Annotated in this window: 22 protein-coding genes; 14 read left to right on the forward strand and 8 right to left on the reverse strand. The window is 61.2% G+C overall.

Annotated elements, in window-relative coordinates:
* The first annotated feature begins 283 nt into the window (after nt 1-283).
* The 5 genes from CSZ94_RS24135 to CSZ94_RS24150 are packed head-to-tail and all read left to right on the forward strand — an operon-like array spanning nt 284 to nt 5,241.
* Nucleotides 284-1,852 carry a methyl-accepting chemotaxis protein gene (locus CSZ94_RS24135; RefSeq protein WP_146009886.1) on the forward strand — a complete coding sequence of 523 codons (1,569 nt, stop codon included), beginning with the start codon at nt 284-286 and terminating at the stop codon, nt 1,850-1,852.
* Nucleotides 1,843-2,346, forward strand: coding sequence for a methyl-accepting chemotaxis protein (locus CSZ94_RS27750; protein ID WP_146009887.1), 504 nt, complete (start codon nt 1,843-1,845; stop codon nt 2,344-2,346). Before CSZ94_RS24135 ends, CSZ94_RS27750 begins: the two co-directional genes overlap by 10 nt.
* Nucleotides 2,347-2,349: 3 nt before the next feature.
* Nucleotides 2,350-3,174: a CheR family methyltransferase gene (locus CSZ94_RS24140; protein WP_102123848.1), complete on the forward strand. Its 825-nt coding sequence runs from the start codon at nt 2,350-2,352 to the stop codon at nt 3,172-3,174.
* Nucleotides 3,171-3,710: a chemotaxis protein CheD gene (locus CSZ94_RS24145; RefSeq protein WP_102123849.1), complete on the forward strand. Its 540-nt coding sequence runs from the start codon at nt 3,171-3,173 to the stop codon at nt 3,708-3,710. Before CSZ94_RS24140 ends, CSZ94_RS24145 begins: the two co-directional genes overlap by 4 nt.
* Nucleotides 3,711-3,717: 7 nt before the next feature.
* Nucleotides 3,718-5,241, forward strand: a complete 1,524-nt coding sequence (locus tag CSZ94_RS24150; protein WP_258001171.1) for a chemotaxis protein CheW — start codon at nt 3,718-3,720, stop codon at nt 5,239-5,241.
* Between the two features lie 12 nt (nt 5,242-5,253).
* On the opposite strand, the gene CSZ94_RS24155 is transcribed toward CSZ94_RS24150, so the two are convergent.
* Nucleotides 5,254-6,906 carry a 3-(methylthio)propionyl-CoA ligase gene (locus CSZ94_RS24155; protein ID WP_102123850.1) on the reverse strand — a complete coding sequence of 551 codons (1,653 nt, stop codon included), beginning with the start codon at nt 6,904-6,906 and terminating at the stop codon, nt 5,254-5,256.
* Nucleotides 6,907-7,129: 223 nt separating this feature from the next.
* Between CSZ94_RS24155 and CSZ94_RS24160 the strand changes: the two genes are divergently transcribed.
* From CSZ94_RS24160 to CSZ94_RS24190, 7 genes are all read left to right on the forward strand, one after another.
* Nucleotides 7,130-8,608, forward strand: coding sequence for a protein adenylyltransferase SelO (locus CSZ94_RS24160; protein WP_180977606.1), 1,479 nt, complete (start codon nt 7,130-7,132; stop codon nt 8,606-8,608).
* A gap of 9 nt (nt 8,609-8,617) precedes the next feature.
* Nucleotides 8,618-9,019: a peptide-methionine (R)-S-oxide reductase MsrB gene (gene msrB / locus CSZ94_RS24165; protein ID WP_102123851.1), complete on the forward strand. Its 402-nt coding sequence runs from the start codon at nt 8,618-8,620 to the stop codon at nt 9,017-9,019.
* Nucleotides 9,020-9,102: 83 nt separating this feature from the next.
* Nucleotides 9,103-9,732: a septation protein A gene (locus tag CSZ94_RS24170; RefSeq protein WP_046682773.1), complete on the forward strand. Its 630-nt coding sequence runs from the start codon at nt 9,103-9,105 to the stop codon at nt 9,730-9,732.
* Nucleotides 9,729-10,031: a BolA family protein gene (locus CSZ94_RS24175; RefSeq protein WP_258001172.1), complete on the forward strand. Its 303-nt coding sequence runs from the start codon at nt 9,729-9,731 to the stop codon at nt 10,029-10,031. The genes CSZ94_RS24170 and CSZ94_RS24175 overlap by 4 nt, the downstream gene beginning before the upstream one ends.
* Before the next feature lie 85 nt (nt 10,032-10,116).
* A complete protein-coding gene (locus tag CSZ94_RS24180; RefSeq protein WP_102123852.1) occupies nt 10,117-10,896 on the forward strand; it encodes a peptidylprolyl isomerase in 780 nt (259 codons plus the stop codon).
* Nucleotides 10,897-11,001: 105 nt separating this feature from the next.
* Entirely contained in the window at nt 11,002-11,778 is a 777-nt protein-coding gene (locus CSZ94_RS24185) for a peptidylprolyl isomerase (protein ID WP_102123853.1), read from the forward strand.
* Between the two features lie 67 nt (nt 11,779-11,845).
* Complete coding sequence (locus tag CSZ94_RS24190; protein ID WP_102123854.1) at nt 11,846-12,526, forward strand: DNA alkylation repair protein; 681 nt, start codon at nt 11,846-11,848, stop codon at nt 12,524-12,526.
* Here CSZ94_RS24190 and CSZ94_RS28160 read toward each other — a convergent pair.
* Nucleotides 12,489-12,692, reverse strand: a complete 204-nt coding sequence (locus CSZ94_RS28160; protein ID WP_180977609.1) for a hypothetical protein — start codon at nt 12,690-12,692, stop codon at nt 12,489-12,491. The two genes, CSZ94_RS24190 and CSZ94_RS28160, sit on opposite strands and share 38 nt — an antisense overlap.
* A gap of 218 nt (nt 12,693-12,910) precedes the next feature.
* A complete protein-coding gene (locus tag CSZ94_RS28950) occupies nt 12,911-13,804 on the reverse strand; it encodes a GNAT family N-acetyltransferase (protein ID WP_102123855.1) in 894 nt (297 codons plus the stop codon).
* Between the two features lie 146 nt (nt 13,805-13,950).
* Here CSZ94_RS28950 and ypfJ point away from each other — a divergent pair, with 146 nt between their 5' ends.
* Nucleotides 13,951-14,838, forward strand: coding sequence for a KPN_02809 family neutral zinc metallopeptidase (gene ypfJ / locus CSZ94_RS24205; protein WP_102123856.1), 888 nt, complete (start codon nt 13,951-13,953; stop codon nt 14,836-14,838).
* A gap of 39 nt (nt 14,839-14,877) precedes the next feature.
* Here the strand turns inward: ypfJ and CSZ94_RS24210 are convergent, their stop codons facing one another.
* The 4 genes from CSZ94_RS24210 to CSZ94_RS24225 all read right to left on the reverse strand — a co-directional run bounded on the left by CSZ94_RS24210 (nt 14,878) and on the right by CSZ94_RS24225 (nt 19,353).
* Nucleotides 14,878-15,606: a substrate-binding periplasmic protein gene (locus CSZ94_RS24210; RefSeq protein WP_258001173.1), complete on the reverse strand. Its 729-nt coding sequence runs from the start codon at nt 15,604-15,606 to the stop codon at nt 14,878-14,880.
* A 40-nt stretch (nt 15,607-15,646) separates the two neighbouring features.
* Nucleotides 15,647-16,513, reverse strand: coding sequence for a carboxylating nicotinate-nucleotide diphosphorylase (gene nadC / locus CSZ94_RS24215; protein ID WP_102123857.1), 867 nt, complete (start codon nt 16,511-16,513; stop codon nt 15,647-15,649).
* Nucleotides 16,510-17,643 (reverse strand): quinolinate synthase NadA, encoded by a 1,134-nt coding sequence (gene nadA / locus CSZ94_RS24220; RefSeq protein ID WP_102123858.1) that lies wholly within the window; start codon nt 17,641-17,643, stop codon nt 16,510-16,512. The genes nadC and nadA overlap by 4 nt, the downstream gene beginning before the upstream one ends.
* Before the next feature lie 111 nt (nt 17,644-17,754).
* Nucleotides 17,755-19,353 carry an ABC-F family ATPase gene (locus CSZ94_RS24225; protein ID WP_096235573.1) on the reverse strand — a complete coding sequence of 533 codons (1,599 nt, stop codon included), beginning with the start codon at nt 19,351-19,353 and terminating at the stop codon, nt 17,755-17,757.
* Nucleotides 19,354-19,576: 223 nt separating this feature from the next.
* Here CSZ94_RS24225 and CSZ94_RS24230 point away from each other — a divergent pair, with 223 nt between their 5' ends.
* Nucleotides 19,577-20,125: a DUF2939 domain-containing protein gene (locus tag CSZ94_RS24230; RefSeq protein ID WP_180977607.1), complete on the forward strand. Its 549-nt coding sequence runs from the start codon at nt 19,577-19,579 to the stop codon at nt 20,123-20,125.
* Between the two features lie 49 nt (nt 20,126-20,174).
* On the opposite strand, the gene CSZ94_RS24235 is transcribed toward CSZ94_RS24230, so the two are convergent.
* The gene (locus CSZ94_RS24235) at nt 20,175-20,639 is read right to left on the reverse strand and encodes a hypothetical protein (protein WP_180977608.1); all 465 of its coding nucleotides are present in this window, start codon (nt 20,637-20,639) and stop codon (nt 20,175-20,177) included.
* Nucleotides 20,640-20,800: the final 161 nt, after the last annotated feature.

Here is a 20,800-nt window from a genome sequence, read left to right on the forward strand (position 1 = left end):
ACAAACCACGTTCACTTTCGCCGCTTACAACCTGACGCGCATGGCGACGATCTTTGGCTGGCGTTTATCGGCGGTGGTTGGATAACTCCGTCCATAGAGTACGGAAAGCGCTAAAAAATGTCAAAAAACGGCCTGAAAAGTGGCTGAAAACTGCTTTTTAGGCAAAATGCGGCTTCCAGCCCGAAAAATTCGCATGTCTGGCGACAAAATCCGAAGGACTGGGGTCCTTTTTCAACACCCTGTTAGCGCTACCCATTCCTCTTCCCACACTGAAGGAAATACTATGGACGCAGCCAGCCATGTCAGCCACTCCCAGGATCTGGACTTACAAGCGATAAATACTGCATTGAACCGTGTCCAGGCCGTGATCGAATTCGAACTCGACGGCACCATCCTGCATGCGAATGACAATTTCCTGCGCGTCGTCGGGCATACCCTGGCCGAGGTGCAAGGCAAGCACCATGCCATCTTCTGCGACCCCGACTATGTGAAAACGGCCGAATATGCCGACTTCTGGGCCAAGCTGGGCCGCGGCGAATTCGACCAGGGCGAATACAAGCGCCGCACCAGGGATGGCCGCGAAGTGTGGATCAACGCTTCCTACAACCCCATCCTCGATGCCGATGGCAAACCGTATAAAGTCATCAAGTTTGCCACCGACATCACGGCCAGCAAGCGCCGCAATGCCGATTATGAAGGCAAGATCGACGCCATCAGCAAAGCCCAGGCCGTGATCGAGTTCCGGCTCGACGGCACCATCCTCCGCGCCAACGACAATTTCCTGGCCTCGGTAGGCTATACGCTGGCAGAGATAGAAGGCAAGCACCACCGCATGTTTTGCGCGCCCGATTACGCCAACAGCGAGGAGTATGCGCAATTCTGGCAAAAACTGGGCAAGGGTGAGTTTGACGCGGGCGAATACAAGCGCGTTACCAAGGACGGCCGCGAAATCTGGCTCAACGCCAGCTACAATCCCATCTTCGACACTGAAGGCCGGCCCTTCAAGGTGGTCAAGTTCGCCAGCGACATCACGGCCCTGAAGAAACGCAACGCCGAGTACGAAGGCAAGGTCAGCGCCATCGGCAAGGCGCAGGCCGTGATCGAATTCGACATGCAGGGCAATGTGCTGGACGCGAACGACAATTTCCTCGCCGTCATGGACTATGACTTGAGCGATATCAAGGGCGAGCACCACCGCACCTTCTGCGAGCCCGAGTATGCCAGCAGCGCCGAGTACAAGAAATTCTGGCAAAAACTGAACCGGGGCGAATTCGATGCGGGCCGCTACAAGCGCCTGGGCAGCCATGGCAAGGTGGTGTGGATACAGGCCACCTACAACCCCATCCTCGACCTGAAGGGCAAGCCGTATAAAGTGGTCAAGTTCGCCATCGACATCAGCGAACAGGTGAAGCTGGAAAACAGCATCCAGGCCAAGGCCGCCAACGACAGCCGCAAAGTCAATGCCCTGCTCGACTCGGTGGCGCGCGCGGCGCAAGGCGACCTGACCTGCCATATCGTGCCCGAGGGCGACGAGCCGATCGACTTGCTGGCCGGCGGCATCAGCAAGATGATCGTCGACTTGCGCGGCGTGATCGGCAACGTGGTCTCGGCCGCCAACGGCTTTGCCGACGCTTCGCATGCCATCGCCGAGCGGGCCACGGGCGTGGCCGTGGGCACGCAGGCGCTGGGCGCCACGGTGGAAGAAATGAACGCCTCCATCGATGGCCTGACGTTTTCCATCAATTCCATCGCGGAAAACACCTCGAATGCCGACTTCCTGGCGAAAGCCACGCAACTGGAAGCGGAAGCGGGGGCGCGCGCCGTGCCAAGTCGATCGAGGCGATGGACTTGATCAACCGCTCGTCGGAAGACATCGGCGAAATCGTCAAGGTCATCAGCGAGATCGCCAACCAGACGAATATGCTGGCCTTCAATGCGGCCATCGAAGCGGCGCGCGCGGGCGAACACGGCCTGGGCTTTTCCGTCGTCGCCGACGAAGTGCGCAAGCTGGCCGAGCGTTCCTCGCAGGCAACCAAAGAGATTTCCAAGCTGATCAATGAATCCGTCAAGCGCGTCTCCACGGGCAGCGAGATTTCGCGCCAGGCCAGCGACGCCTTCGACAAGATCGTCTCGGGCGTGGCGAAGACCACCCTGGCCATCTCGGATATCTCGAAGGCGGCCAACGAACAGCTGCTGACGGCGCGCGAAGTCTCCACGGCGATCCAGTACATCGCCGAAGAAACGGAAAAGTCGGCTGCCAACTGCGACAGCATCGCCCGCTCGACGGATGGGCTGAACGCGCGCGCGGTCAGCCTGAACCAGACTGTCTCCGGCTTCGTGGTGTAAGCCATGAGCCACGCGGCCACCTTGACGCCCGAGGTGCTGACGGGCCTGATCGCGCTGGTGCGCCAGCATACGGGCATCGCCATGACGGCGCGCAAGAGCGTGCTGCTGGAGCGGCGCTTGCAGCCACGGCTGCAAGCGCTGTCACTGCGCAGCTACCAGGCTTACCTGGAGCGGGTCGCCAGCGACCGCGACGAGGTGGCCCATTTCATCGACCTGGTGACCACCAACGACACCCTGTTTTTCCGCACGCCATCGATCTGGGATTATTTCGGCGACCGCTACCTGCCCGCCTGGGCCCGCGCCCATCCGGGCGGCTGCCTGGAAATCTGGTCGGCTGCGGCGGCCAGCGGCGAAGAGCTGTATTCGATCGCCATGCTGTGCGAGCAATTCAGGCTGCAAACGCCCGCTTTCCGCTACCAGATATTGGCCAGCGACATTTCGCAGCAAATCCTCGCTGCAGCGCGGGCCGGGCAGTACAGCGGGCGCTCCGTCGAGCGCATCCGCTTGTCGCACCCGGACTTGCTGCGCAAATATTTCACGCCTTCGCCGTATGGCCTCAAGGTCAACGAGGAACTGCGGCACCACGTGAGCTTTGCGCAGCACAACCTGCTCGAAGCGCTGCGCCCGGCCCGCCAGTTCGACCTGGTGTTCCTGCGCAATGTGCTGATTTATTTCGATGCCGGGCACCAGCAAACCGTGCTGCGCCAGGCGCGCCTGAGCCTGAAGGACGAGGGCCGGCTGATCCTGGGCGAGTCGGAAACCATTGCCCGCCTGGGCACCGGCTATCAATTCGAGTTTCCCATGATTTATAAGGCGGGAGCGGCATGATCCACACGCACACTCTGGCGGACGCGCCGCCGCTGCACCTGGTTGGCATTGGGCAACTTAGCGTGGGCACGCACGGCGAACAGCTGCAGGCGCTGCTGGGCTCCTGCATCGGCATCGGTTTCATCTGGAAGAACGGCCCTTGCTGCGGCCTGGCCCATTGTTTGCTACCGGAAGCGCCCGGCAGCGTGCAAGCGCTGGGCGCGCCGACTGCACGCGCCCTGAATGCACGCTATGTGAGTCAGGCCGTGCCCTCGTTGCTGCGCCTGATGGGCGTGCGCGAGGCCGATTACGCCGATATCGACGTGGTGCTGGCGGGCGGCGCCAGCATGTTCGGCCCCGATAATGGCCATGGCTGCCTGCAGGTGGGGCGGCAAAACACGGCAGCGGCACAAAAATACCTGGACCAGTGCGGCTTGCACGTCAGTTTTTGCGCGCTGGGCGGACGCCACGGGCGCCAGTTGCTGATCGATTGCGCCCACCACAGCTACGCCGTCACCGATGTGGTGACGCAACCCGGCTTGACTCCACGCAAGTAAGGCACATATGGATATGCATGAAGGGTACAAGGGTGAGCGCGATGGCGCCACCGAACTGTTCGGTTCCTTCCAGCTGGGCGACGATGAATTCGCCCTGCCCGCCAGTTGCATCCGCGAAGTGGTGAACTACCCCGCGAAAGTCACCGCCCTGCCCCTGTCACCCGCGTATCTGGAGGGCATGTTCACCTTGCGCGGCAGTGTCATTCCGGTGGTCAATCTGGGCCGCTTGTTCCGCGCCGATGCGCCGCGCGCCGTGGCCACGGACAAGATCGCCATCCTCGATTTTCAGCAAGTGCTGATCGGCATCGTCTTCCAGGATACGGGCGACCTCCTGCGCGTGCCGGCCAGCGCGCGCAGCGCCCTGCAGTATACGGCCGGCGACGCACACGCCGTCATCGCCGGCGCGATATTGCTCGATGGCGGCGCGCGCCTGCTGCAAATCCTCGACCCGCACGCCCTGCTGCGCATCGAAAACGTGCCCCATGTGCTGGCCCTGCAAGCGACGGGCGCCAAACTGAGCACGGCGCGCTACCATGCGCAAAGCGAACGCCGGCAGTGCGTCAGCTTTCACGCGGCCGGCGCCACGTTTGCCTTCGAAATGCTGGCCATCCAGGAAATCATCCGCGTGCCGGAACTGCACAGCTCCCTGCTGAAGAGCGAACTGTGCCTTGGTCGCATGCATTTTCGCGGCAGCCAGGTGGCTGTCGTCGATTTCGGCGCCCTGTTGCAAGCGGCCGTGTCCGGCAGCGCGGCCAGGGCGGCGACCAGTGAGCAGCGCATCATCGTCGTGCGCCTGGCTGACACGAGCATCGGCTTTCTCGTCGATTCCGTCGACAGCATCGTGCATTTCTTTGGCGACGAGGTGCTGCCGATTCCCTTGCTGAGCAAGGCGCGCGCGGCCATGTTTGCCGGCTGCATCTCGAAAGAGGGCCTGGGCGACATCATTTTCCTCGACCACAAGGGTATCCTGTCGCAGGCGGAGATCGTCGAAATGCGCGATGGCCACAAGCGCCTGTATCCAAACGACACGCAAACGGCCAGCGCCGCCACGCGCAAGGCGCAGCGCCGCGTCTACATCACGTTTACCGTGGAAACCCGCTTCGCCGTGGAAATCGGGCAAGTGCGCGAAATCATCGATTTCAACGGCGCCATCACCACCCCACCAGGCATGCCGGCCTGCATGCGCGGCATGCTCAACTTGCGCCAGCAAATGATCAGCATCATCGACTTGCGCCAGCTGTACGCGATGCCGGCCCTGCCGGACGCGAGCGCCGGCAAGATCCTCATCGTGGAACGCGGTAGTGAGCGCTATGGCTTCCTTGTCGACCATGTCGACAACATCATGACCATTTCCGACAGCCAGCGCTTTGCGGCGCCGCAAATCATCCGCACGGGCACGCACGACGACTTGCGCAGCGAAATGGATGAAATGATCGATATCGGCACGGACGCGCAGCGCCAGACCCTGTCCGTCTTCCAGTGCGAGCACTTGCTGGAAAAGCTGGGGGCGGCGCTGCCGCAGGCGGCGTAATTGCGGCTTGCGCTACATGCCCGGCAGCTTGTGCCCCTTGAACTGCTCGCGCAGCTTGTTTTTCTGGATCTTGCCCGTCGCGCCCATGGGCAAGGCGTCGATGAACAGCACGTCGTCGGGCGTCCACCACTTGGCGATCTTGCCCTCGAAGAACTGCAACAACACCTCGCGCGTAACCGTCATGCCGGGGCGCAGCACCACCACCAGCACGGGGCGCTCATCCCATTTCGGGTGGAACACGCCGATGCAGGCCGCCTGTAGCACGGCCGGGTGCGCCATGGCCAGGTTTTCCAGGTCGATGGTGCCGATCCACTCGCCGCCCGACTTGATCACATCCTTGCTGCGGTCCGTGATCTGCATATAGCCATCCGCGTCGATGGTGGCCACGTCGCCCGTGGGAAACCAGCCATCCTGCAGCACGTCGCCGCCCTCGTTCTTGAAATACGAAGCAATGACCCACGGCCCTTTCACCAGCAAATGGCCGTAGGCGACGCCATCCCACGGCAATTCCTTGCCATCGTCGTCGACGATCTTCATGTCCACGCCATAAATGGCATGGCCCTGCTTTTGCAGGATCTTGCGCTGTGCGTCCTTCGGCAAGTCCAGGTGCTTGGTCTGCAAGCCGCCCGCCGTGCCCAGCGGCGACATTTCCGTCATGCCCCAGGCGTGGATGACGTCGATATCGAACTTGTCGATCAGGGTATCCATCATGGCCGGCGGACAGGCCGCGCCGCCGATCACCGTGCGGCGGAAGGTGGAAAACGTCAAGTCATTCTGCAGCGCATGGTTCATCAAGCCCAGCCAGACGGTGGGCACGCCGGCCGAGAACGTCACTTTTTCCGATTCGAACAGCTCGTACAAGGACTTGCCATCGAGCGCCGCGCCGGGAAACACCATGCGCGCGCCGGACAGGGGCACGGAATACGGCAAGCCCCAGGCATTCACGTGGAACATGGGCACCACGGGCAGCACCGTGTCGGAGGCGCGCACGTTCAGGCCGCTGGGCATGGCCGAGGCATACGCGTGCAGCACGGTCGAGCGGTGCGAATACAGGGCGCCCTTGGGATTGCCCGTCGTGCCGGACGTGTAGCACAGGGTGGCGGCCGCATTCTCGTCGAACAAGGGCCACGCGTAATCGTCGGAATGCGTGGCGATCAAGTCTTCATAGCACAGCAGGTCGGCGATGCTGCTGCTGGCGGGCATGCGCTCGCGGTCGCACATCAGCACGAAGTGGCGCACAAAGGTGCAGTCGGCGGCGATTTTCTCCACCACAGGTAAAAAGGTCAGGTCGAACAGCAGTACCTGGTCTTGCGCATGGTGCGAGATGTAGGCGATCTGGTCGGGAAACAGGCGCGGATTGATGGTGTGCAACACGGCGCCCGAGCCGGACACGGCATAATAGGCTTCCAGGTGGCGGTAACCATTCCAGGCCAGGGTGGCGACCCGGTCGCCCATGCCGACACCAAGGCCATGCAGGGCATTGGCCAGCCGGCGCGCGCGCTGGTGGCAATCGCGGTAGGTGTAGCGGTGCATATCGCCCTCCACTCGCCGCGAAATGATTTCGCTGCCCCCATAATGACGCGCTGCAAATTCGATAATGCTGGAAATCAGCAGGGGCTGATTCATCATCTGGCCCATTACTGGGCTCAAGGGAAATGCCGACATCGTGTCTCCTGGGGTGGCTACTCGGTTATTGTTGGAATTTAAAGACTTTCCCTAGTTTCGTACGGTCGTGCGAAAATCGTCAACGCATTTCGATATTGCATTGCAGCATGGAATTTTCGATTCCGTTTTTCAACCTTCCGGACATCCGCCACGCGCCTTGGCGCTGTGCGGTAAAATCGTATTCCGGGCTGGCGCTGCTTGCCGCCACATCGCCACATTTGATTTGAATGGAATCGCCATCACCGCTCCTACCTTACCACTGGATAACGCCTTTGCGACCTTGCCGCCCGCCTTCTATACGCGCTTGATGCCCACGCCCCTGCCCGCCCCGTATTTCGTGGCCGCCAGCGCACCGGCAGCAGCCCTCATCGGCCTCGATGCGGCGCGCCTGGCGCAAGCCGATTACGTGGCGCTGCTGAGCGGCAATATGGTTGCCGAGCGTTCCATCCCCCTCTCGGCCGTGTATTCGGGCCACCAGTTCGGCGTCTGGGCCGGCCAGCTGGGTGACGGCCGCGCCATCTTGCTGGGCGATATCGCCACAGCAAGCGGTCCGATGGAGCTGCAACTGAAGGGCGCCGGCGCCACGCCGTATTCGCGCATGGGCGATGGCCGCGCCGTGCTGCGCTCGTCCATCCGCGAATTCCTCTGTTCGGAAGCCATGGCGGCGCTGGGCATTCCCACTTCGCGCGCGCTGTCCATCATGGGGTCGCAGCAAGGCATCATGCGCGAAACGCTGGAAACGGCGGCCGTCGTCACGCGCATGGCACCCAGTTTCGTGCGTTTCGGTTCGTTCGAGCACTGGTTTTACCGCAAGCAGCCGGACGAGCTGAAAATCCTTGCCGATTACGTCATCGACGGTTTTTATCCCCATCTGCGCGCTGCGGCACATCCCTATCAAGCCTTGCTGGCCGAAGTGTGCGTGCGCACGGCGCACATGATTGCGCAGTGGCAAGCCGTGGGCTTCATGCATGGCGTGATGAACACGGACAATATGTCTATCCTGGGCTTGACGCTCGATTACGGCCCTTTCGGCTTCATGGAAGCGTTTGACGCGGAACATATTTGCAACCATACGGACCAGCAGGGCCGCTATTCCTACGCCAACCAGCCGCAGGTGGGCCACTGGAACTGCTACGCACTGGGCCAGGCGCTGCTGCCGCTGATCGGCGAAGTGGCCGAGGCGCAGGCGGCGCTGGACACTTACCAGAGCGCCTTTGCGGACAAGATGAATGCCTTGCTGCGCGCCAAGCTGGGCTTGCAGAGCATGCAAGACGACGATACGGCGCTATTCGACAGCATGTTTGCGCTGATGCAAGCCAATCACGTGGATTTCACCAACTTCTTCCGCGCCCTGGCGACACTGCAAGTGGCCGCCCCCGAGCAAGACACCATGCTGCGCGACATGTTCATCGACCGTCCCGCTTTCGATACGTGGGCCGCCACCTACCGCGCGCGCCTGCGTCAGGAAAACAGCCTCGATGCCGAGCGGCAAGTGGCCATGAACCAGGTCAACCCGAAATACGTGCTGCGCAACTACCTGGCGCAAGTGGCCATCGAAAAAGCCCGGCAGCAGGACTACACGGAAGTGGCGAAATTGCTGGAAGTTTTGCAAAAGCCATTTGACGAACAGCCCGAACACCAGCACTATGCGGCCCTACCGCCCGACTGGGCCAGCCACCTTGAAGTCAGTTGCTCATCCTGAGGAGTCATTATGACCACGAATAAAGTCAAAAAAACCGACGCCGAATGGCGCGCCATGCTCGATTCCATGCAATACGACATCACGCGCCACGCGGCCACGGAGCGGGCCTTCACGGGCAAGTTCTGGGACCACCATGAACACGGTATCTATACTTGCGTCTGCTGCAATACGCCCCTGTTCGCCTCGGATACCAAGTTCGATTCTGGCTGCGGCTGGCCCAGCTATTTCCAGGCGCTCGACCCGGCCAACGTGACAGAGATCGTCGACCGCAGCCACGGCATGATGCGCACGGAAATCGTCTGCGCCGTCTGCGACGCCCACCTTGGCCATGTCTTCCCGGACGGCCCGCCGCCGACCGGCTTGCGCTATTGCATCAATTCGGCTTCCTTGCGCTTCGATCCGCAGCCTTGAGACACAGGAACGCCGGGGAGCACCTCAGTTGCTCCTAAGCCATTCCTAAGATGCATTTAATAACACCAGTGTAAAGTCTCGCCATGAAATTTCTATTCGACCTATTCCCCCTGATCGCCTTTTTCGCCGCCTTCAAGCTGGGCGGCATGTATGAAGCGGCCACGCACGATTTTGTGCAGCAATATTTGTCCGGCTTCGTGTCAGGCGGCCTGATCAAGGCTGACCAGGCGCCGTGGATACTTGCCACCCTGGTCGGCATCGTCGCCACCGCCTGCCAGGTCAGCTATCTGCTGCTGCGCGGCCGCAAGGTCGACGGCATGCTGTGGCTGTCGCTGTTCATCTTTGTCGTGTTCGGCGGCGCCAGCATCTACCTGCATGACGATTTTTTCCTGAAATGGAAGCCGACCCTGATCTACTGGCTGTCCGGCCTGGCCCTCTTGATCGCCCATGTTGGCTTCAAGAAAAACCTGATCCGCAAGACCATGGAAGCGCAAGTGCAATTGCCTGATGCCGTCTGGAACCAGTTGCTGGCCGCCTGGATCATCTTCTTCGGCGCCATCGGCGCACTGAATTTGTTCGTCGCCTTCGTGCTGTACAAGGGCGACATGGCTGCCTGGGTCAGTTTCAAGGCCTTTGGCGCGACAGGCATTTTCTTTGCCTTCATCGTGGCGCAAACCCTGTTCCTGGCAAAACATATCAAGGAAGACGCATGATGAATACCAGCACCGAAAATACCTCGCCGGAAACGCGCATGCAGCGCATTCTTACCCGCCTGAAAACGGCACTTTCCCCTCTGGAATGCGTGCTGGAAGACGACTCGGCGCGCCACCGGGGCCATGCGGGCGCCGCCTCGGGCGGAGGTCATTACAATCTACGCATTATTTCTAGTCAATTTGAAGGGCTCAGGCTCGTCATGCGCCATCGACTGGTGTATGATTCCGTGCACGATATGATGCATAATGAGATACATGCATTGGCGATTGTGGCCCTGGCGCCATCCGAAGTAATGTAAGGATGGCGTTTTTGGCGTACGCTAGCCATGTTGTCAATTTCTTTCCATGCGTTTTTTACGAAACTTTCCCTAACAGGATTTAATAATGACTTTTAAGCCAGCCCGCTTGCTGATCGCACTACTCGCCGTTGTCGCGGTACCTGTTTTTGCGCAAAATGTTGCCGTTGTTAACGGCAAGCCTATCCCATCGTCGCGCGTTGATGCAGTCGTCAAGCAAGTCGTCGCCCAAGGCCAGCAACCGGATTCGCCGCAACTGCGCGAAGCCATCAAGAAAGACTTGATCGGCCGTGAAGTGCTGATGCAAGAAGCGGAAAACAAAGGTTTCGGTAAAGATGCAGCCGTCAAGCAGCAAATCGAGAACGCGCGCCAGGCCATCGTCATCAACACCCTGGTCGGCGACTACCTGAAAAAGAACCCTGTCAACGACGCTGAAATCAAGGCTGAATACGAGCGCTTCGTGGCCCAGACGGGCGACAAGGAATACCATGTGCGCCACATCCTGGTAGCCACCGAAGCCGAAGCGAAAGACATCATCGCCAAGCTGAAAGGCGGCGCCAAGTTCGAAGACCTGGCCAAGCAATCGAAAGATGCCGGCTCGGCCGACAATGGCGGCGACCTGGACTGGGCAGCGCCATCGTCCTTCCCGAAAGTGTTCTCCGACGCCTTCGTGAAACTGCAAAAAGGCCAGGTCACCGACACCCCGGTGCAAACGCCTAACGGCTTCCACGTGATCAAGCTGGACGACACCCGCGCGGCCAAACTGCCGACCCTGGAAGAAGTCAAGCCACAAATCGCCGAAGCGCTGCAGCAAAAGAAACTGCAAGCGTATCAGGAAGAAATGATCAAAAAAGCGAAAGTTCAATAAGAACTGACCTCCCCGGCGCCCTTTTCGGCGCCGGTCGTGTATTCTGCGCCTGAATGCGCACTGCCCGGCAGACGCAAACTTTTTGTATATCTATTAGGAATGAACATGATTTTGAAGCCAGCCCGCCTGATCTTAGCCCTGATCGCCGTTGTCGCGATCCCTGCATTCGCGCAAAACGTCGCTACCGTGAATGGCAAGGCCATCCCATCGTCGCGCGTTGACCAGGTCGTCAAGCAAGTCGTCGCCCAAGGCAAGCAAGCCGATTCGCCGCAATTGCGCGAAGCCATCAAGAAAGACCTGATCGGCCGTGAAGTGCTGATCCAGGAAGCCGACAAGCAAGGCTACGGCACGCGTCCGGAAGTCAAGTCGCAGATCGACAATGCCCGTCAAAGCATCATCATCAACGCCCTGCTGGCCGACTACGTCAAGAAGAACCCTGTCAAGGACGCTGAAATCAAGGCCGAGTATGACAAGTTCAAGGCACAAGCGGGCGACAAGGAATACCATGCACGCCACATCCTGGTAGCCACCGAAGCCGAAGCGAAAGACATCATCGCCAAGCTGAAAGGCGGCGCCAAGTTCGAAGAACTGGCAAAAGTATCGAAAGACGGTTCCGCAGCCAATGGCGGCGACCTGGACTGGGCTAGCCCTGCTTCCTACGTGAAGCCATTCTCCGACGCCATGGTTGCCCTGAAACCAGGCCAGGTCACGCAAACGCCTGTGCAATCGCAATTCGGCTTCCACGTGATCAAGCTGGAAGAAACCCGCCCGACGAAACTGCCGGCAATGGAAGAAGTCAAGGGTCAAGTGGCCGAGTCGCTGCAACAAAAGAAACTCGCCGCTTACCGCGATGAATTGATGAAGAAGGCAAAAGTCCAGTAATAGCGGATGAAGATGAAAAGGCGCTCCACGGAGCGCCTTTTTTACGCCTGAACATGGGAAAGACAACATGGACTTGCACGCCAAATTAAAGATCGCACTCGAAGCGGCTGCCGAACCGGGCCGCGCAGCCCCCATGCAGGCGTATATGCGCGACCAGTTCGTGTTCCTGGGCCTGCCAGCGCCGCAGCGGCGGCTGGCCGCCAGGGACTTGCTGGCGGACTTGAAGGATATCGATCCCGGGACGCTGCTGGAACATGCGCAACTGCTGTGGCAGCAGCCTGAACGCGAATACCAGCACGTGGCGCTCGACATGCTGGCCCTGCACCGACGCCAGCTGGGCATCGATCACCTCCCGGCCCTGCTGGCACTGGCGCACCAGCGCGCCTGGCGGGACAGCGTCGACGGCATGGCGGGCATCGTGGGCGACGTGCTGCAGGCGGAGCTGCGGCGCGGCGGCGATGGCCATGCGCACATGGACGCGGCCTTGCGCCACGACGATTTCTGGCTGCGCCGCATCGCCATGCTGCACCACCTGGGCTGGCGCGGCGACACGGATGCCGCCTGGCTGTTCGACGCGGCCCTGGCGCTGGCCCATGAAGACGCGTTTTTCATCCGCAAGGCCATCGGCTGGGCCTTGCGCGATTACGCGCGCCACGCCCCCGGGGCCGTGACGGCGTTTGCCAACGCGCACCGCCAACAGCTCTCTCCCCTCAGCCGCCGCGAAGCGTTGAAGCACCAGCCACCTTGATCGCCTGCCTACCCAGCAGTCGCAGCGCCGCATCGATGCGCGGTGCGGCATCCCGGGCCGGCACGGGCACCAGCAAGCCCAGCGCCATCTGCCGCAGCGGCTCGGCGATCACCATGGCCAGCAGCAAGCCTGCCATTGCGTGCCCGTCGTGCCCATTCTGCAGCACCAGATGGCCGCGCACGACTTGGCGAGCACGTGCAGCTGGACCCGCAGGACGATCCGCTAGATGGCGAAATGCTGCACCTGACGCGCGACACGCCCACGGACTGCGTGCTGCACCATTGCTACAGCGAATTTACCTAGCTGTCGCGCTTCCTGCCCTCGCTGTATTACAGCGAGCATGCCAACGGACAAAAGGCGCCGTTGCCCCGGTAAGCCAGTGCCTCACAGCCGCTTGTGCATGCGCGCCAGCGGCAGTTTGATGTCATCGGGCAAGTCCAGGTAAAAATCTTCCGTGACGGCAAAACCGCTGGCCAGGTACAGCGGCACGCCGGGCAAGGTGGCGGCCAGTTCCAGTGCCGTAAAACCGGCGGCCAGCGCCTGGCGTTCGCAATGGCGCATCAGCATGCTGCCAAGGCCCTGGCGGGCGGCTGCGGGTTCCACAAAGAATGCACGGATGCGGCCCGCTTGGCTGGCTGGATCGAGCAGCGGGTCCGGACCGCTCTTGGCGCGGTCGGCGCCATACAGGGTGGCGCGCTGGCTCCAGCCACCACAGGCCAGCATGGCGCCATCGCGTTCGATCACAAAATACGTCCGGTCGGCAACGAGCTGCGTATCGACGCCAAACACGTGGCGTGTCACGGCCTGCGCCTGTTCCTGCGTATAAAACCCCGCGCTCAGTGCCACGCCGGAGCGGGCGATCAGTGCATTCATGTGCAGCACATCGGCCGGCAACGCCACGCGCAGGCTGGTCAGGGCGCCAAAGCTGAACCAGGCACGCGCGATGCGTCCCTGCTCCACCTCATAGGTCGCCACCAGTTCCTGCGCGAAAACACCGTCCGGCGTGTCGCCATGGACGATTTCATGGTCGATCACCAGCTTGCCGCAAGCGATGCGGTTGAGCAACTGCGCCTGCGGCCGGCTGGCGGAGAAACGGGCCGTGAAACGGGGGCCGATCTGCGCGCTGCCCGTGCCCAGCAAGGTAGCGGGATGCTGGAATTGCTGCGCATCATCGGCGTAGATGGCCAGCAAGGCCTTCACGTCGTGGGCGTTATAGGCGTCCAACTGGGCCTGAACGACCTCGGCGGGAGTAACATAGGTAGCGGGGGCGAGCGTCATGTTTCACCTGTTGTGATGAAGGTGGAAAAGTTTCAAAGGGTAACACTGTCCTTCCTGCCGTAGCACAGTTTGGTGCGATAATCACAAGAATCGTCACAGGAATCGCCTTGATACCTGACTAATATCAATCGTTGCAGGAGTAACTCATGAAGTGGGAAGGCAATCGCGAAAGCGACAATGTGGAAGACCGTCGCGGAGAGGATAGCGGTGGGGGCGGTGGCGGCTTCGGCTTTGGCGGACGCTCGATCGGCATCGGCACCATCGTCATCGCCCTCGTCGGCTCGTATGTGCTGGGCGTCAATCCTTTGACCTTGCTGAATATGCTCAGCGGCGGTGACGGCCAGGTCAGCAGCCAGCAAAGCCAGGCGCCCGCGCGCCAGCCGCCCGAATCGGATGAGATGGCCCGCTTCGTGAAAACCGTGCTGGCCGATACGGAAGACACCTGGGGCGCTTTGTTCCAGGCCGAAGGTGGCAACTACGTGAAACCCAAGCTGGTCTTGTACTCGGGCAGCACGCCGACGGCCTGCGGCACGGGCCAGAGCGCCAGCGGCCCCTTCTATTGCCCTGGCGACCAGAAAGTCTACCTGGACCTCGATTTTTTCAATCTGATGCAGCAGCGCTTCAAGGTCTCGGGCGAATTTGCCGAAGCCTATGTGATCGCGCATGAAGTGGGCCACCACGTGCAGAATCTGCTGGGCTTGTCCGAGAAGGTCGACAAGGCGCGCCGCACGCAATCGGAACGCCAGGCCAACGCCATGTCCGTGCGCCTGGAATTGCAGGCCGACTGCTTTGCCGGCGTGTGGGCCTATCACGCGAACGCCGACCGCAAGATCCTGGAACAGGGCGATGTGGAAGCGGCCCTGAAAGCGGCCACGGCCATCGGCGACGATGCGCTGCAGCGGCAGTCGCAAGGCCATGTCGTGCCGGACTCGTTTACGCACGGCACCTCGGAGCAGCGCGTGCGCTGGTTCAGCAAGGGCATCGAGAGCGGCCAGATTGCACAGTGCAATACGTTTGAGGCGCGCCAGCTGTAATGCAGGCAAGCGCATGCCGCCTGGTCTGGCGGCATGCCCTCAGGGCACGCCGACGTCGTAGCGCTTGCCCAGCCGTTTCAGTTCGCCCGTCTCGATCAGGCTATTCAATTCTTGGTCGAACTGCAAGCGCAGCTTGTCGAAGGCGGGCGAGCGGGGAAAGGCGAAATAGCCATTCTGTACTTCGATGACCCTGGGTAAGGGTTTCACCTGGCGCCCATAGCCGAGGCGGGCAATCACGGGGTCGGTATTGCGGCGGTTGCTGACGAACACGTCGACGTGATTGTGCACCAGCATCTTCAAGCCATTTTCCACATTGTTGGCCACGCTGACCTGCAAGCCGGGCCGCATGCGCTCCCAATCCGCACCATATGCCCAGCCATTGAGCAGCACCACCCTGCGGTTCTTCAGTGCCGCGTAATCGCCGTCCCAGCCAAAGCTGGCGTCCTGGCGCGTATAAAAGACCATCTGGTCCTGGTAAAACGGCTTGTCGGAAAACCCCATGCTGGCGATGCGATCGGGCGTCTTGTAGGGGCCGATCAAGATATCGGCCTGGCCTTGCGCCAGCATGGCTTGCGCGCGCGCCCACGGCACCATGCGAAAACGCACGGAATTACCCGTGCGCGCCGCCATCAGACGCAGCAATTCCGCGCCCAGTCCGCCATATTCGCCGCTCTCCTGATACTCGAACACGCGCTCGAACTGCGCGCCCACGGCCAGCAGCTCGCGCGCTTGCACCGGCAAAGGCAAGGCAAGGCAAATGTCGGCCACAACAGCGCCAGGGCCAGCAGGCGCCGCCCTGCTTTTCGCATCAGCCGACGATGCGCAAGGAGTAATCGGTGGCCCGCACGTCCTTGGTCAGGCTGCCGATCGAGATGCGGTCCACGCCTGTGTCGGCAATGGCGCGTACGGTGTCGGCATTGATGCCGCCCGACGCTTCCAGCAAGGCGCGGCCATTCGTCAAGGCCACGGCTGCGCGCAGCATGTCGTTGCTGAAGTTGTCCAGCAGTACGGACACGGCGCCCGCGTCCAGCGCTTCCTGCAATTGCGCCAGGGTTTCCACCTCGATCTGCACGGGCACGCCCGCGTCGAGATTGCGCGCGTTTTCCAGGGCCTGGCTGACGCCGCCCGCGGCCGCGATATGGTTTTCCTTGATCAGGATGCCGTCGTACAGGGCCAGACGCTGGTTCTTGCCGCCGCCGACGCGCACCGCATACTTTTGCGCCAGGCGCAGGCCTGGCAAGGTCTTGCGCGTGTCCAGGATGGATGCCCTGGTGCCGGCGATCACATCGACATATTGGCGCGTGGCCGTGGCGACCGCCGACAGCAGTTGCAGGAAATTGAGGGCGCTGCGCTCGGCCGTCAGCAAGGCGCGCGCCGGCGCCTGAATCGTGCACACGACGCTGTCGGCCGTCATCATGTCGCCTTCGGCGTAATGCCAGGCAATATCGATGCTGCGGTCCAGGCTTTTCATGATGCCTTCGAACCACGGTGCGCCGCACAGCACGGCTGCTTCGCGCACGATGACGCGCGCCGTGACGATGTGGTCGGGCGGCACCAGTTCGCCCGTCAGGTCGCACTGGCCCACGTCTTCCAGCAAGGCGGCCAGCAAATTGCCCTCGAACGCGCGCGCCAGGGCGGGGTCAAAGGGGGCGAAAGAATTAACGAGGGTACTCATGCTGGACCGATTCCTTGGAACAATGTGGTTTCTTTTGCCAGGTCCGCGCCCGGCTTGAGGCCCGCCTTCTTGGCGGCGGCGAAGTCGAGCATGCGATTGATCGAGCGCACGGCCAGCTGGCCGACGGCGGGATCGACGTGGATTTCGTTGTGCATGTTTTCCAGCGTTTGCGCCAGGTTCAGCAAGCCGTTCATGGCCATCCACGGGCAGTGCGCGCAGCTTTTGCAGGTGGCGCTGTTGCCGGCCGTGGGCGCTTCGATGAAGCGCTTGCCCGGCGCGGCAGCGCGCATCTTGTGCAGGATGCCGTTGTCGGTGGCGACGATGAAGGTATCGGTATGCATAGTTTGCGCTGCCGCAATCATTTGCGACGTCGAACCCACCATGTCGGCCAGCGCCACCACGTTCGCGGGCGACTCCGGATGCACGAGCACCTTGGCTTGCGGATACTCTTCCTTGAGCAAATCGAGTTCGATGCCCTTGAATTCGTCATGCACCAGGCAACTCCCCTGCCACAGCAGCATGTCGGCGCCCGTTTCCTTCTGGATATACCCGCCCAGGTGCTTGTCGGGCGCCCAGAGGATTTTCTTGCCCTGCGCATGCAGGTGGGCAACGATGTCGAGGCCGATGGAGGACGTGACCATCCAGTCGGCGCGCGCCTTGACGGCCGCGCTGGTGTTGGCGTACACCACCACCGTACGGTCAGGATGGGCGTCGCAGAAGGCCGTGAATTCGTCCACCGGGCAACCGAGGTCGAGCGAGCAGGTGGCGTCGAGGTCCGGCATCAGCACGGTTTTCTCGGGACTGAGGATTTTCGCCGTTTCGCCCATGAAGCGCACGCCGGCCACGACCAGGGTCTTGGCCGGATGGTCGCGCCCGAAGCGGGCCATTTCCAGGGAATCGGAGACGCAGCCGCCCGTGGCTTCGGCCAGGTCTTGCAGGTCGGCATCCACGTAGTAGTGGGCAACGAGCACGGCTTCGCGCTCGATCAGCAGGCGCTTGATGCGCGTGATCAGTTCGGCTTTTTCAGACGGGGATGGCGTCGCTGGCGTGCGTGCCCAGGCGTGGGCAGTGCAGCTGGCGCCGTCTTGTGGATGTTCATACTCGACGGATTTGATGGCTAGAGTTTGCATGGTGTAGGGTAGCTGGGTGAGAATACACGATGGCATATCGGCAGGCCGATTGCCCAGCCTGCGACACTGCATGCCGGAAGCGCTGCATGCGCCATCCGGCAACCCATCGAATTAATCGATGCCTTGGCTCTTCAAGTAATCTTCGTAATTGCCGCTGTAATCGACTATGCCGTCTTCCTTGATCTCGATGATGCGGTTGGCCAGCGAAGACACGAATTCGCGGTCATGCGAGACGAAGATCAGGGTGCCCGCGTACTTTTCCAGCGCGATGTTCAGGGATTCGATCGATTCCATGTCCATGTGGTTGGTCGGTTCATCGAGCATCAGCACGTTGTGGCGGCCCAGCATCAGCTTGCCGTACATCATGCGGCCCTTTTCACCACCGGACAACACCTTGACGGCCTTTTTTACATCGTCGCCGCCGAACAGCAAGCGGCCCAGGATGGAACGCACGGCCTGGTCATCGTCGCCCTCTTTCGTCCACTGGCCGATCCAGTCGGTCAGGTTCGTGTCCTTGGCGAAATCTTCCGTCGGGTCTTGCGGCATGTAACCGACATTGGCGTTTTCCGCCCACTTCACGCGGCCCTGGTCTGGCTGCAAGCCGGCGATGTCGCCTGCGATGCAACGCAGCATGGTGGTCTTGCCGGCGCCGTTGGCGCCGATGATGGCAATGCGCTCGCCCGCTTCGACCATGATGCTGAAATTCTTGAACAGCTGGCGGTCAAAACCTTTCGAGATGTTCTCGACTTCCACGGCCAGGCGGTGCAATTTCTTTTCGCCGTCGAAACGCACGAAGGGATAGGCGCGCGACGATGGCTTGATGTCGTCGACCTTGATTTTTTCGATCTGCTTGGCGCGCGACGTTGCCTGGCGGGCCTTGGATTTGTTGGCCGCGAAGCGGCGCACGAATTCCTGCAGCTCGGCAACCTTGTCTTTCGCTTTCGCGTTGTTGGCCAGTTGCTGGTTGCGCGCCTGGGTCGAGGCGAACATGTATTCGTCGTAGTTACCCGGGTAAATCTTCAAGGTGCCGTAGTCCATGTCGGCCACGTGGGTGCAGACCTGGTTCAGGAAGTGGCGATCATGGGAAATGATGATCATGGTGGAGTTGCGCTCGTTGAGCACGTCTTCCAGCCAGCGTATCGTGTTGATATCCAGGTTATTCGTCGGCTCGTCGAGCAGCAGGATGTCCGGATTCGAGAACAGCGCCTGCGCCAGCAGCACGCGCAGCTTCCAGCCTGGCGAGACATTGCTCATCGGGCCTTGATGCAGATCAATGGCAACACCGGCGCCCAGCAGCAGTTCGCCCGCGCGAGATTCGGCCGTGTAGCCGTCGTATTCGGACACTTTGCCTTCCAGATCGGCCGCCTGCATGTAGTCGTCGTCGGTCGCTTCCGGGTTCGCGTAGATCGCGTCGCGTTGCTGGATGGCGGCCCACATTTCCGTGTGGCCCATCATGACGACGTCGAGCACACGCATGTCTTCAAAGGCAAATTGATCCTGGCGCAGCTTGCCCAGGCGTTCGTTGGTATCGAGCATGACGTTGCCGCCCGACGGGTCCAGGTCGCCGCCCAGGATCTTCATGAACGTCGACTTGCCGCAGCCGTTCGCGCCGATCAAACCATAGCGGTTGCCGTCGCCGAACTTGACGGAGATATTCTCAAACAATGGCTTGGCGCCAAACTGCATCGTAATATTTGCGGTTGAAAGCATGTGATATTAGGTCTTTATTCAGTTAAAACAGCTAGTTAGGTACTTTTCTCCCATTATACAGCACCCACCCTATTCCACTCCATAGTGGCCCGGCGAGAGCAGCCTGAGCAAATGTGGAGAAATACAGGCGGCAGATGATGACAAGGAAATACTATTGCCGCAGTTCCATTTAGCGGATACCCTGCGTGGCATCCGTTTTTCACTCTTACCTTACAGGCATCACTTGAAAAAAATCACCATCGTGGCCGCCGTGGCAGCCATTGCCGTCGTCGCCAGCGCCTATGCGTCACCATATTACGCCTTGCGCCAGATCAAGATCGCCCTGGCCGAGCGCAACGCCGAAGCCCTGGCCGGGCATGTGGACTTCCCCGCCCTGCGCGCCAGCGTCAAGGCGCAGCTGGAAGCGGGCATGGCCCGCAGCATCGAGGCGAGCGCCGGTAGCGGCAACCCGCTGGCCGCCCTGGGCCAGTCGATCGCCAGTGCCATGCTGGGCAAAATGGTCGACACCATGGTTTCCCCGGCCGGCGTAGTGGCGCTGGTCAACAAGAGCGCCGTCAGCCCGCAGGCGGGAGCAGAAGGGAATGCGGATGCGCCTGCCGATGGCGCGCAGAAAAAGGCCGACTATTCGGCAGGCTATACCGGCGTAAACACCTTCGTCGTGCGCGCGAAGGATGGCAATGCGCAGGAAGGCGCACTGGTCCTGCAACGCCATGGCGTGTGGGGCTGGAAGCTGAGTTCGATCGAGATTGCATCGGCGATGGCTGGCCGCTAGCGGCGCGACAGCGGCAGCCTGCCGGGGCTGCCTTGCCCGCCGCCCGCAATCAAAAGGTCATCGGCAACCTGAGCGATATGGACACCTCGGGCGTATCGCGCGTCAGAGCGCCACCCGCCGACACGTTCAAGCCCCTGTCCTTGCTGAGGCGATACGAAAACCCCATCAGCAAGGTCCCCAGCGGTTCGCGCACGCCATCGAGCACCAGGCGGCTGACGTCAGTGCGCTTGAAGCTGTGCAGGTAGCTGATGCTGCCAATGAATACGGCTGGATCGGAGGAAAACAACCAGGTCGGGCTGGGCTGCAGGGAATAGAAACCGGAACCGGTGGGCAAGTCCAGCGGCAAGCCCGTGCCGGTCGCATTCTCGCCCACGCAGCGCTGCGTGCAGTCGGTGATGACCTGGAACGGATCGCATCCGGTGCGCGACTTGAAGCGCAGGCCGGCCACGTAGTACGGTTTATCGGCGCCGCCATTGTTCAGCAGGTAGCGGGCGGCCGCCGCGATATCGCCCAAGGCGCGGCCGCTGGTGTCGAATACCCGCTGCTGAGGGGGTGTACTGAATTCTGTGTAAACGGTTTTTCGTTTAAGTCTGCGGTACCCGGTCTTCAAACTGGATGGCGAAGCGGTTCAGTGCCGCTTTCCAGTCCCGTATTGGCATCGTCCACTTCTTGCTA

The organism is Janthinobacterium sp. ROICE36 (assembly GCF_002869965.1).
Taxonomy (GTDB): domain Bacteria; phylum Pseudomonadota; class Gammaproteobacteria; order Burkholderiales; family Burkholderiaceae_D; genus Janthinobacterium.

Coding starts and splice junctions, on each gene's coding strand:
- CSZ94_RS24135 (WP_146009886.1), top strand. CDS start 284: ATGGACGCAGCCAGCCATGTCAGCCACTCCCAGGATCTGGACTTACAA.
- CSZ94_RS27750 (WP_146009887.1), top strand. CDS start 1,843: ATGGACTTGATCAACCGCTCGTCGGAAGACATCGGCGAAATCGTCAAG.
- CSZ94_RS24140 (WP_102123848.1), top strand. CDS start 2,350: ATGAGCCACGCGGCCACCTTGACGCCCGAGGTGCTGACGGGCCTGATC.
- CSZ94_RS24145 (WP_102123849.1), top strand. CDS start 3,171: ATGATCCACACGCACACTCTGGCGGACGCGCCGCCGCTGCACCTGGTT.
- CSZ94_RS24150 (WP_258001171.1), top strand. CDS start 3,718: ATGGATATGCATGAAGGGTACAAGGGTGAGCGCGATGGCGCCACCGAA.
- CSZ94_RS24155 (WP_102123850.1), bottom strand. CDS start 6,906: ATGTCGGCATTTCCCTTGAGCCCAGTAATGGGCCAGATGATGAATCAG.
- msrB (WP_102123851.1), top strand. CDS start 8,618: ATGACCACGAATAAAGTCAAAAAAACCGACGCCGAATGGCGCGCCATG.
- CSZ94_RS24170 (WP_046682773.1), top strand. CDS start 9,103: ATGAAATTTCTATTCGACCTATTCCCCCTGATCGCCTTTTTCGCCGCC.
- CSZ94_RS24175 (WP_258001172.1), top strand. CDS start 9,729: ATGATGAATACCAGCACCGAAAATACCTCGCCGGAAACGCGCATGCAG.
- CSZ94_RS24180 (WP_102123852.1), top strand. CDS start 10,117: ATGACTTTTAAGCCAGCCCGCTTGCTGATCGCACTACTCGCCGTTGTC.
- CSZ94_RS24185 (WP_102123853.1), top strand. CDS start 11,002: ATGATTTTGAAGCCAGCCCGCCTGATCTTAGCCCTGATCGCCGTTGTC.
- CSZ94_RS24190 (WP_102123854.1), top strand. CDS start 11,846: ATGGACTTGCACGCCAAATTAAAGATCGCACTCGAAGCGGCTGCCGAA.
- CSZ94_RS28950 (WP_102123855.1), bottom strand. CDS start 13,804: ATGACGCTCGCCCCCGCTACCTATGTTACTCCCGCCGAGGTCGTTCAG.
- ypfJ (WP_102123856.1), top strand. CDS start 13,951: ATGAAGTGGGAAGGCAATCGCGAAAGCGACAATGTGGAAGACCGTCGC.
- nadC (WP_102123857.1), bottom strand. CDS start 16,513: ATGAGTACCCTCGTTAATTCTTTCGCCCCCTTTGACCCCGCCCTGGCG.
- nadA (WP_102123858.1), bottom strand. CDS start 17,643: ATGCAAACTCTAGCCATCAAATCCGTCGAGTATGAACATCCACAAGAC.
- CSZ94_RS24225 (WP_096235573.1), bottom strand. CDS start 19,353: ATGCTTTCAACCGCAAATATTACGATGCAGTTTGGCGCCAAGCCATTG.